This window comes from Anoxybacteroides voinovskiense (genome assembly GCF_014196205.1).
Classification (GTDB): domain Bacteria; phylum Bacillota; class Bacilli; order Bacillales; family Anoxybacillaceae; genus Anoxybacteroides; species Anoxybacteroides voinovskiense.
Window position 1 is genome coordinate 175,108 of sequence record NZ_JACIDE010000004.1, and the last position, 11,644, is coordinate 186,751.

Below are 11,644 nucleotides of genomic sequence, written 5' to 3' on the forward strand. Positions count from 1 at the left end.
TGAACGATTTTTTAACAAGGCTCTTATATGCCGCATTTTCTGTTGTTTCAAACAGCGTAGGGACGTTGAGATATTGCTTGATCCAACGGAAGAACACTCTTCATGATCTCGAAAAACCACGACCCGATGCATTTTTTGTGAACAACATTGCGGTGTTTCGAGTTGACGTGTGAGAGCTTCAATGACTGAAGACGAAGAATAAGACAAGCGTCGCAAACTGTAACGACGATGAAGGTCTACATTGTCTTTCATTCAACTGATAAAATATTGTCCGTTCTCCACAAACTGTCCAATCGTTCGATTTTGAAATAGGTTCGGTCTTCGACAAGAATGTAGCGTTTGTCTGTGAGCACTTCTCCAGCAGGGCATCGTGTTGAAGCCCAATTGTTTCGATGACGTCCATCGGCAATCCAAGTCCAAGCGAGTACACTATATGAAGTTTCATACCTAAGCGTTTCCTATGGTAAGCCGCCCATGGAAGACACGTTTATCCAACCGTCATCGTGGTAGAATCCACGATGCGGAGGGACTTTGGAAATCTAAGGGTCGACGAGTTTTACGATTACATTGGAAACGATCAAGGAAAAGAAACGTTTCATCATTTTATATGGAACGTTCTTGGCTTTATTGGTAACGTTCGAGTGATCGATTGCTGGAAGCCTATAAGAAACAGCCGTATCTGCTCCATGTCGAAAGCTTTTCCATTCGTTCACAGCTGCTATCACTAAAAAGTGGATAAACGCCCGAACATCAAATTTCCGTGTGGTGTCACGGTAACCGACAAGTTCAGTGATTGCTTGTATATAAATTCAGTTTGAAATTCCGACACGTTTAATCAACCTGTATTCTTGTCTATACTGCTCCTAAACGAGTCAGTCAAAGGAGCGGACGAAGAAAAAAGGATTACAAATTACGAACGATCATGGTTGGATCATCGAACGTCTTCAAGAACAGGAACGCAGAATGAAAAATGCCAACATGGCGAAACGAATGGCAGCGATTCGTTTCATTATGCAAGGCTACTTAGGAATCCAAGTCGCTGAGCTTTTGAACCTCCATCGCGAAACCGTTTCGATTTACGTTCAAAAGTTTAATCAAGGTGGCATGGATGCGCTATTAGAACGCCATTACGCCCTAGGTAGAAAGCCGTACCTGTCTCCAGACGAAGAACGCGAATTAAGAAAGGTGTTGGAAGAAAGCACTCCAGCCGATGAAGGATACGGCATCGAAACCAGCTGGAATACACGAATCATTCAACCTGTGTTAGGTTTGATATGATGAATTTCAGGCATTGCTAACATCCTTTCATTACCTCCACTGTTTTGTTCTTCACAACCTTAAACAGTAGAGGGTTTTTTAGGAGCTGGCAAGCCTTTTTTTATGCCATGAAGCTCTGCACTTTTTTGTTGCAGAACTCTGTACTTTCATTTTGCACTAAACACACACTAGGGGGTTATCTGTTTATTGTTCATCAGAAGCAAAAAGATTTTAAGACTGTAGTTAAGCAATTTCGATAACAATAATTACCATTTAAAAAGAGACAAACAGGGTACCCCTTATGCCACGTGAATCTGTTTTTTCACGGCATCAATAGGAATATTTTGTTTTTCCGCACGGTAAATGAACTCCACGAGGCTATGTCCTTTTCTCTTGCGCAGGAGATCGAGCCCATCCGAAAAATCACTGTTCGACTCGAACATGCTGTACACATACGCAAGTTGTACTAAGATCCAATACCGTTTCACCGCCCGACGCCCGCGAACGCGGTATCCATCGAGTTTCAGCTGGTCTTTCGCTTGACGGAAAAAACATTCGATCGACCAACGCTCGGCATAGTAGCGCAAGATGTCTTCGTCGCTTAACTCCCGATCGGTGCTCAAGACGCAATGAAGATGTTTAGGTGTCATCGGCTGATCGGCTTTCCAAGCGAGTAGCACCACGGCATCATCGAGACCTTTGAGAGCGCCTTCGTAGCGATACACCCGATAACGCTCTTCTCCCACCGTGACGAGGGGAGTGTCGTTCGATTCGATGTAGTGGGCAAACTGCTTCGCTTGGATGGCGATGCCTTTCGGGTAGAGAATTCGGTTCGTCTTGAGCATTGCAATCACGTGGAATCCCTTTTTCAGACAAGCTTCCACGAGCGTTTGGGATGGATACCAAGAGTCCATGAGCACATAAACGGGGCGACTCACATCCAAAGAAGAAAGCATCTCGATCGCGAGTTTCCCTTTGCTTTTCCCTGCCGTCTTGTCGTAGAGGCGAAAGGCAAAAGGAAACGCTTGGGTCATCGTATGAACCATGAGCCAAACGAGAGAATGTCCCCAGATTGACTTTTTCTCTGTGTGAGAATAGTGCCAATCACACCCTTGAATGGCGTGCGTGGCCCGTGACGAAGGCTTCGTTTTTTGGCAAATCGTATCATCGATCGAAACAAAAAGGGGTGAATTCTCTCGTTTCGAGCTGCGTTCGACACGACGAAGGATCCACTGCTGGAGTTTGCGAAGCAATGTCTCTTCCTCCCAAGGGCTTTTCGTGAAAAAATGACTGAGTGTCGTGCGATGGTTCGGATGAAAGCTCCCATGATGAAGATCGGTCAACGTCCCTGAAAAACCTTTCGTCACCATCGCATCCACGATATGAACGAGATGCTTCATCACAGGTTTCGAGAAATAGAGCGCCAACCCTAACATCGTGAAAAACTTGTGAATTCCTTGATGATGTGCTAATCTATTCATGAGACATGAACCTCCTTGTGAATGGTTTGGTGACACATCTATTCTAATAAAGGAATCGGGTTCATGTCTCCTTTTTTGTTCAGATGTAAATTTGTGTTAGTGAATTTGCCCATCTACAGAATATAATAAAGAACCTATCTTCCCTTCAAAAAGCAAATTTTTTATTTAATAGAGATAAAGAACGGGATATTGCGATTATTTCCCTGATGTTAGGAAACATCGCTCACGTTAGTAACAAGTTTTACACTAGAAGATATCGACTTTAACAAAAGGAAAGTCAATCTCATTTGCAAAAGAGATAAGCACTACACTATTAACGTCCTCGCCTCCTCTCTTGATGATTTAAGAAGATATTTAGATGTACGAAAAGAAACGCTATAAAGCAACGAATGACGATATTTATGTATTTATGTATTTCTTACCAAATATAAAGGCAAAGCTTAGCCTATATCCGTTCGGACCATCCAGAATAACGTCAAGAAATATACGCAGAGATTTAATTACGACTCGTGGTGCTAGATAAAATCGAGTAAGCATAAAAATAGCCCTTGCTTGTGGATCTCCTGTAGAATGAAAGTGCGATCCAACATTCGAAAGGAGAATCCCCATGCAAGAGCACTTTCATTTTACTACAGATCAAGCAAAGATTCAAAAACAATATGCAGCCATTTTCTTTTTTGTTTCTGCCCGGCTGTCACAAATTCCATTCTATCTTCAACGTCGCAATCGTCATTTGGTGAAACAAGAAGATGCGGTGATCATTGCTATTCATCTTTATAGGAAAGCTGCTTGGCTTCTCTTCCGAACGGGAATGGCATCGCTTTGTGACTGGGAACTTGTTTACGGATGGACATTTTCTCGAACGTTCTCGCTACCATCGTCGTTGTCGAGCGCTGCGCTTTGCGATCAAATGGATGCGCCATGAGCTAGCCAAACGTGGGCAACACCACGCCTATGCGGTCGTAGACAGTATGCCGATCGAGTTGTGCCATGCCGCAAGAATGTACCGCGTCAAACGATTTCAAGGAATTGCGGACATCGGGCTCTGTGCATTGAAAAAGCAGTGGTACTATGGATTTAAGCTGACCGACCAAGGACTGCCCATGGGATACGTGGTAACGGAGGCGTCCTGTCACGATCGAGCCGCAGCGGAAACCGTCATGACTCAAATTCCTCATCCCTTTAATTTAGGAGACAACGGATTTATCAGTAGCGAATGGCAAAAAAAGTTGTATGAAGCGTACCAAATCGCTTTTTGGACTCCATCTCGCAAAAATCAGAAACATCGCCCATCCGCATCATGGGAGAGATGGCTAAAACAAAAACGGAAAGTCATTGAAACGGTGTTCTCTGTCCTCGTCGATCAGTATCGTATCACAGAAATTCGTGCTAATTCGATTGCGGGATTTGAAGTAGCACTAGATGGTATCTTGTTGGCATATTCACTTGTAACACTTGGGCTAGTTGAGCGCTAGCGCTCAACTAGCACCACGGGTTTAATTACGGTAAGGCACTTAGTCCTCACAAATTGCGGCATACCTTTGCAAGTGAATAGCTACGAACAAGTGGAGTATGAGTAAAATGCTTGTGGGAGGACGCTAAATCCTCTTCCATATGTTTCAAGGGGGAGGATTCCTTGAACAGAAGGGGGATGAGCAAAAAAGATGCAAAAAGGACTCTCTTCCTGTATTGTGATCGTGCAACCAAATCACTAAGGAGGTCAGAGAGTCCTATGCAACAGTTTATCACAGGTGGACAAACATGAAAAGAGCTAGAAGCAGAATTGTTTTGGATGTTACAAAAAACCTATGGAGAAATGCTTCAACAGGTATTGGAATGGCTGGATGAAGAGCTAGCCAAGCAACGAGATAAAAAGCGTTATTACCTAAAAGATAAACGAACGGTACAGATTCAGACGTTATTTGGGGAAGTGGAGGTTCGACGCAATTACTACTTGGATCGAGAAAAAGGCGTGTATACGTGCTTATTAGATGCGTTCCTCGGGTTTGATGGGGCAAAGGGAGTGAGTCCATTACTGGAGGAAACGGCCATGGAATTAGCCGTTACGGGTCCTTCGTATCGCCAAGCCGCAGGGGCGCTAGAGAAGATGGTAGGCTATGCGGTGATGAGCCATGAAACGATTCGCCAGCTGATCTTACAAGCAACGGTAGACAAGCATCGCCCAATGGAAAGGACACAGCAGGTGTTGTTTGTAGAGGGGGACGGATTGTACGTCAAACGGCAGCGAAGCCGGCGAAAAGGGAAAGAAGAAAAGATTTTGGCGGTACACCAAGGGTGGAAGGTCAATGGGAAACGGGTATCGTTAGTGGGGAAACGGCACTATGTCCATGACACAAAAGAACCGGTGTGGGAAGGATTAGAAACGTTTTTGATGGAGGAATACGGCTATGACCCAACGAGAGATTGGGTGGTGATCAATGGCGACGGAGCTGCGTGGATTACGGCTTGTCGAGAGTACTTTGGGGAATGGGCATTTTTCCAGCTCGATCGGTTCCACGTCGCGCGAGAGATTCGTGAATGCGTAAAAGATCACCCACGGTACCGGACGATTCAGAAAAAGTTGGCCTTGTTCGATGAAAAGGGGTTATTAACGGAACTGCATAGTGCGGTAGGCACCCTAGGAGAGGAGAAGAAAGAAAAGCAATTGGAGGGATTGATTCAACGAATCGAGTCGATGCCTGGCTGTTTGAGCGATTATCGCGCGTGGCTACGAGAAAAAGGGATCGATACGACGGGTATACTAACCTTTCTAATTAAGGAATCTAAGAAAGTTATTAAAAAAATGGAATTACTTCGTGAGCAAGAAAAATGATCGAGTAACAATTAGAGGAGTGGATAGCAATGAAAAAAGTATTTATCGTTTTTTTTATTTTCAGTGTTTTATTATCCAGTTGTAGTAACACAACATTCTCTTTACCTAATAATATTGTGTTTCCTCTTCCTGGGACTTCGAAAGATAATACTGAGTGGAGGGGCGAAGCCAATAAAATGACGGGGAAAATAGATGAGTTAGTAATAATTAAAGATGGAAGAAAGAAATATCGGTATAAAATAGGTGATAGTATTAATGTGGAGGGAAAAACTTACATCCTAGAAGGTTTTGTTTACGAAGAAAATAATAACGGTAAGATCTCGGTTGTATTGAAAGCTAAAGAATAAACCGAAACGAGCAATATTCATTCAACTGATTACAAATTGGCTTGAAGGTGAACCCAGAATGATTGGATTCACCTTGTCGACTTTGTCAACGAGCTTTTCATTCATAACAGAGGTTGTTTTATTTTCCATTCTTTTCTGGATGGTGCTGTTGAGCAGGTTGTTCCATAGGTTTTTGTAAAACAAAATTGTTTTCCACAGCTGGAACAACACCAAGAAATGGAACTTGTTTTCCATTTAATGTATAGTTCCCCTTAAAAACATACACAGGTTGTAAATAAGGTTGTTCTTCTATTGTACCAGCATCTTCCCAATAGGAAACCGTAACATCATCTATAACAGGATCGTGCCCCCCCTCTACAACGTTATGGATTCCCTTATTATTTTTAAGTTCATCGATCGCAACGTTAACGGATTTGATTGGATAATCGGCAAAATTGACATGTTCCTTATGATTTTTTCTTACAACTTCAATTTTACCATTATCACCCACTTCAACAACTATACGGGAAACACCTAGCAGTGGTTTATTATCGATATATTGATAAAAATGGACTGATTTACTCAATACATAGCCTTTGTCAGTTTCAGGATTAAGGTTTCCGGGTATTTCACGATTCTCCGTTACACCCGCCACTTTAAAGTTACTTGGTAACCAGTTCATCTTTTTTAAAAATTCTGTAGCGTATTGAATTGCTTCACTGTCAGTTGGAATATTCTTGGGCCTACCGTTGATTTCTTTTAAATTATAATGCTCACGATTTATATAAAGAATTTTTCCGGTTCCATTTTGTACTTCAAGATACTTATATCCATCTTCTACAGCTAAAGCATTCATTTGAGAATTTGATTTAACAGAACCTAAGATTCCTAATTTATTTGCGAGTTCCCGTACTTCCTCATTGGTATAGTTTACATATTTAAATTTATATACGGGAACTTGGTTCGGTAATCTATTTACAGGGGCATTCATCTTAAAATTCAACTCCACAGCACCAGCTTGACCAGGTGTAGGTAAAACTAATGATGGAATCTGACCTAAACTATTATTTTGTGTAACAGCTTCTTCTTTTGCATTTGTTGCGGCAGGGACTTGATGATAATAAATACCTGTTCCGATCAAAGATAACATTGCAAATGAAGAAAGAAATAAATAACGCTTTTTTCATGTATTTGAACCTCCTATGGATTAATGGTTATGACACGATCCCAAGTACTAAAACTAGAAGCATTAGTACTCGAATAAGACGGTGCTGCGGTAGTTGAGCTATCCCATTTATCATTGCCTTTGGTGGAATATCCTTTCACGCGAGCAATTACTTTACCATCTGGATCAGTAGAACTGTAAGGTAACTGAGGCTGATATTGACTAGCAGCATCAAAGTAAGAGTCCTTAATAGTCCATCCAGCCCCAATTCGAGCTGCATACCACCCTGCTTCCCTAGAGTCCAAATACATAATACTCGCAAATCCCATCATTAAATGAAGACCTTGAAACATATTCCAAATCTTTGTTTCATTTGTTGATTGTCCACCGTTTCTTAAAAAATTACATTGATACATGGTAGCCCATCTCATACTACCATCTCCCCAACGGATTTCATCCCATTGGGCATTTGCTGCACCATCTGTTTCAGTTACATGGTATTTAGATGATGAATTTAATGTGTAAAAATGGGAGGCAGCTCCTGACCCATTTGAGAAGGCCAAATATCCTAATCCGTGTCCTGCGAAAGCGAAAAACTGTTTTGAATCCGCAAATGTTCCAAAATCACTTTCCCATGCATAATTATCCGTGTATATAACTCCATTGTCGGCAACGTTGTTTCCAACTAGTCCATCATGTAATTTTTGAACATATTGAGCTCCTGCACGATCACCATAGACACACTTTGCTGTCGTATAATACGAACTTACACCGTCGTATCCCTGGGTCCATTTTGCAGAAGCAACATTGTTTAATGAAAATACAGTTAAAACAGCTAAGGATGAAGCAACAACATTCCTTATTTTTTTTACCTTTTTTAATTTTTTAATCATAAATTCATGTGTCCCTCCTTTTTATGTAACTATTCAACCCCTACATAGAAAAAGTCTATGAGCGAGGTTTTGTTTCTTTCCTCCTTGTCTATACTAGTATCATGAAAGACATGGGAGGTGAACACAATGGCAAAAGGTGTTTTTGATTTCCAACAAGCGGTCTTCACACTTGAAAGCATGGTCGCAAAAATCGAGAGTCAAGCACAAACGATGGAAAAACTCATCAAAGAAAACGAACAACTACGTCAAGAAAACCAACAATTAAAAACACGTATTGCAGAATTAGAAGCCCGTACGAAAAAAACAGTACCAATATCCATTTCCCGCCGTCCTCTGACCGGTTTGTGGCAAAATCTCCTTCTCGCCAAACGTCGGAGAAGCGACCAGGAGGACAGCCAGGGCACCGAGGAACGACGCTCCGCCAAGTACCAACCCCTGGCCATCGAGTCCTTCACCGCGTGACCCAATGCAAAGGATGTGGTCACTCGTTGGAAGAGGTCGTTCCTTTTCGAGTAGACATTCGCCAAGTGTTCGACCTCCCGGTGGTTCGAATGGAAGTGACTCAACATGAACGGGAAATCAAGCGTTGCCCAGAATGCCGACTTGTCCAGCTGGCGGAGTTCCCTTTTTATGTCACCAATCATGTACAATATGGACCGGTCATCACTTCGCTCATTTTATACTGGAATCATGCACAATTGATTCCATGTGAACGTGTCACCGAGATGGTGAACACATGATTTCATCATTCCATTAGTGCAGGCACGGTCGTGAACATGACGAGACGGTGGCAACCTGTGTGAGAAACAACGACCGAAGAGATTGAGGCAGCGTTGCTTGTCTCCCGCACGTTGCACGTCGATGAAACGAGCCTGCGGGTGAACGGAAAGAACCACTGGGTGCATGTGGCTTCCACTGCCAAGACCACCCGATACGGGCTTCATCGCTCGCGTGGCAAGCAAGCGACGGATGACATCGGAATCTTGCCACGGTACAAAGGAACAATGGTACACGATGCGTATTCCGTATATCCGATGTATACGGAGGCGAGCCATGCCCTTTGCCACGCCCATCATCTTCGCGAGCTTCGGGAATATACCGAACTGTACGGCCATTCATGGTCGAAAGAGATGGCCGAAGCACTGTTGGAGATGAAACAGGCGGTAGAGAAAGCGGGCGGATCCTTGCCGGAAGAGGAAGCCCGGCGTTGGGAAGCCGTGTACGACGAGCTTCTTTCGAATGATCGCCGAGAACTGGAGGAACGTTGCCAACAAGGCAAGCATGGCGGCGTCCGCAAGGCGAAAAATTTCATCCGACGCTTAGAAAAGCGCAAGCAAGAGGCGCTTCTCTTCCTGCGAAAGAAAGAAGTGCCGTTTGACAACAACCAAGCCGAGCGCGATTTGCGGATGGTGAAAGTCAAACAAAAAATTTCTGGAACGTTTCGTCAGGAAGACGACGCGGAGGCTTTCTGCACTATTCTCAGCGTCATTTCCACCCTGCAAAAACACGGAAAGCCGGTGTGGGAATCGTTTGCAAAGACTTCTAAGCGGAGAGTCTCTCCAAACGATTCTCCAGTCCTCCTAGGGCATTTTCGATACCGGAAATGCCCTATTGGTGCCGGATTCTGAAAATCTCGCTAGTATGGGGCTGAATGGATACAGATAACCACTTTTTGTTAGTAGAGTCAGTAATATAATAAAACATTAATATTGTCGATGCAAGTAAAAAATGTAGAATAATATTAATATTATTAAAATTATGTAATTTATACTAATTTTAATTTGGGTGAAATTATGTAAAATATACTAATATAAACATTAAATATGATATACCATCACTATATAGAACTGATTTAATTTTTCGACATACAAATGTAAGCTGTTTTCATCTAGCGCATCTATTTTTGTTCGTTGCAATGTATATGGCAGAATAAAAGTACATAATTTGGCGGCGTAAAAGGTAAACGTCAAATAGCCCCCACCTTTTTGAAGGCCGGGGCTTGGGGTACTATTTAGTTAGCTGATCAAAAGCAATACATGAAACAGGGAGTGTGGTTGACCAAGGAAGCATTTGATCCAATGCGTGCTTGTCTGACAAATCCATATTGGGAAGCTTCTCAAAAAGATAGCGAAGGTAGTAATATGGATGTAAACGATTCGCTTTCGCTGTCTCCACTATGCTGTAGATGATGGCACTTGCCCGTGCACCTTGTGGTGTATTCGCGAAAAGCCAATTTTTCCTTCCGATGACCACCGATTTGATCGAGCGTTCGCTGCGATTATGATCGATCTCCAGTCGCCCATCCTCTAAAAAGGCCACTAATTTATCCCATTGGTTCAGACAATACGCAATGGCTTTTCCTATCGCACTCTTTGGCAACACGTGCTGTTTTTGCTTTTGAAGCCATGACAAAAAAGCGTCTAAGATAGGCTTGCTTTGTTTTAGACGTTCTTCATACCGAATTTCGGGTTTTCGTTTTTTTAATTTGCGTTCCACCGCAAACAGTTGGTTACAGAAATTCAGCCCTTCCGTTGCGGTTACTGGTTTCACGCTATTGGCAGGCATGGATCTTATGGCGTCTGTAAATCCTCTACGCGCATGAGCCCAACAACCAACCAAGGTTACGTTCGGCACTTGATGGTACCCTGCGTATCCATCCACCTGCAAATAGCCTTGAAAACTGTTCAGGAAATGTTTCGGGCTTTCCCCTGCTCTCGTTTCCTGATACTCATAAAGGATGATAGCCGGTCCTTCTATCCCTGTCTGGTACCGCCACAAATAGGAAGTAGAAGTAGCTGGTCTTCTAGGTTCTTGAAGAACCTGAAGGGTGGTTTCATCGGCATGAATAATATCCAGCTCCAGAAGATGTTCATGCATTCGATGATACAGCACACTCAGCCATTGTTCCGCTCCTTTTATCATCCAATTGGCAAAGGTTTGGCGAGAAAGAGGCATGCCCATTCGCTGAAACTGTTTTTCTTGACGATATAATGGGAGCCCTTCTACATATTTTTGCGTCATAATATGTGCCAAAATAGAAGGAGAGGCGAAACTGCCCGGAATGACCGATTTCGGTCTAGGCGCTGTTTGAATAGGCGTTTCGATCTCATGGTGCTCACAATGACGACAAGAATAGACATATTGCACGTGCTTCACCACTTTTCATTCCGCAGGAATATAAACAAGCTCTTGTCGTACTTCTGTACTCATTTCATGCAGAGTACCACCGCAACACGAACAGACCTGTTCTTCATCGGATAAACGGTATTCGACCGTTTCAACAGGCAAGTTTTCAAGCATCGCTTCGCGATGTCCACGTTTTTTTCGGCGGCGTTGATATGTAATAGACTCAACAGTAGGTTCTGGCAAATCAAGGTTTGCTTCGTGTTCTACCTCGTTGAATAGTTCCAACTGACCAGGAAGGGTTTTTTCGCTCGAAACACCAAAGCGTTTATGTTGCAGAAGGCGAAGGTGTTCTTCATACCACTTTAATTTTTCTTCCAACTCCTGTTGTTTTTTAGTTTCGCCTGTCATTCTGCATTTTGCTTTTCTAGCATTTCTAAGCGTTGGAGGAGATCTTCCATTGTAAGATTGGAATGAGGGAATTTCGCTGTTGTTTTCATATCTTCATTATACAACAAAACAGCGGAATTCCCTGAATTTTTATTAGTTAAATAACTTTCTTTGCG

The 11,644-nt window shown here is 42.9% G+C and carries 5 protein-coding genes and 5 pseudogenes; 5 read left to right on the top strand and 5 right to left on the bottom strand.

The window, feature by feature from the left end; genetic code table 11:
- Nucleotides 1-16: 16 nt before the first annotated feature.
- Nucleotides 17-809: pseudogene (locus GGR02_RS17400) on the bottom strand (transposase); the annotation flags it as partial.
- A gap of 154 nt (nucleotides 810-963) precedes the next feature.
- Between GGR02_RS17400 and GGR02_RS04230 the strand changes: the two are divergent.
- Nucleotides 964-1,278 (top strand): helix-turn-helix domain-containing protein, encoded by a 315-nt coding sequence (locus GGR02_RS04230; protein ID WP_229706067.1) that lies wholly within the window; start codon nucleotides 964-966, stop codon nucleotides 1,276-1,278.
- Between the two features lie 278 nt (nucleotides 1,279-1,556).
- Here GGR02_RS04230 and GGR02_RS04235 read toward each other — a convergent pair whose 3' ends face one another.
- Nucleotides 1,557-2,738, bottom strand: a complete 1,182-nt coding sequence (locus tag GGR02_RS04235; protein ID WP_183183485.1) for an IS701 family transposase — start codon at nucleotides 2,736-2,738, stop codon at nucleotides 1,557-1,559.
- A gap of 607 nt (nucleotides 2,739-3,345) precedes the next feature.
- Between GGR02_RS04235 and GGR02_RS04240 the strand changes: the two are divergent.
- The 3 genes and pseudogenes from GGR02_RS04240 to GGR02_RS04250 all read left to right on the top strand — a co-directional run bounded on the left by GGR02_RS04240 (nucleotide 3,346) and on the right by GGR02_RS04250 (nucleotide 5,918).
- Nucleotides 3,346-4,213, top strand: a pseudogene (locus tag GGR02_RS04240) (IS982 family transposase).
- Between the two features lie 290 nt (nucleotides 4,214-4,503).
- A pseudogene (locus tag GGR02_RS04245) lies at nucleotides 4,504-5,499 on the top strand (ISLre2 family transposase); the annotation flags it as partial.
- 101 nt (nucleotides 5,500-5,600) lie between these two features.
- Nucleotides 5,601-5,918: a hypothetical protein gene (locus tag GGR02_RS04250; RefSeq protein ID WP_183183486.1), complete on the top strand. Its 318-nt coding sequence runs from the start codon at nucleotides 5,601-5,603 to the stop codon at nucleotides 5,916-5,918.
- Nucleotides 5,919-6,036: 118 nt separating this feature from the next.
- Here GGR02_RS04250 and GGR02_RS04255 read toward each other — a convergent pair whose 3' ends face one another.
- Together GGR02_RS04255 and GGR02_RS04260 are read right to left on the bottom strand one after the other, a co-directional pair.
- On the bottom strand, nucleotides 6,037-7,038 hold the full coding sequence (locus GGR02_RS04255; RefSeq protein WP_183183487.1) for a hypothetical protein: 1,002 nt from the start codon (nucleotides 7,036-7,038) through the stop codon (nucleotides 6,037-6,039).
- 59 nt (nucleotides 7,039-7,097) lie between these two features.
- Complete coding sequence (locus tag GGR02_RS04260; RefSeq protein ID WP_183183488.1) at nucleotides 7,098-7,955, bottom strand: DUF6345 domain-containing protein; 858 nt, start codon at nucleotides 7,953-7,955, stop codon at nucleotides 7,098-7,100.
- Between the two features lie 126 nt (nucleotides 7,956-8,081).
- On the opposite strand from GGR02_RS04260, the pseudogene tnpC (GGR02_RS04265) reads away from it, so the two are divergent.
- A pseudogene (tnpC, locus tag GGR02_RS04265) lies at nucleotides 8,082-9,539 on the top strand (IS66 family transposase).
- A gap of 423 nt (nucleotides 9,540-9,962) precedes the next feature.
- On the opposite strand, the pseudogene tnpC (GGR02_RS04270) reads toward tnpC (GGR02_RS04265), so the two are convergent.
- A pseudogene (gene tnpC / locus GGR02_RS04270) lies at nucleotides 9,963-11,489 on the bottom strand (IS66 family transposase).
- Nucleotides 11,490-11,644 lie beyond the last annotated feature (155 nt).

What these genes read in the sequence shown, in the direction of transcription:
- GGR02_RS04230 (WP_229706067.1), top strand. Translation starts at nt 964, where the DNA reads ATGAAAAATGCCAACATGGCGAAACGAATGGCAGCGATTCGTTTCATT.
- GGR02_RS04250 (WP_183183486.1), top strand. Translation starts at nt 5,601, where the DNA reads ATGAAAAAAGTATTTATCGTTTTTTTTATTTTCAGTGTTTTATTATCC.
- GGR02_RS04260 (WP_183183488.1), bottom strand. Translation starts at nt 7,955, where the DNA reads ATGATTAAAAAATTAAAAAAGGTAAAAAAAATAAGGAATGTTGTTGCT.
- GGR02_RS04235 (WP_183183485.1), bottom strand. Translation starts at nt 2,738, where the DNA reads ATGAATAGATTAGCACATCATCAAGGAATTCACAAGTTTTTCACGATG.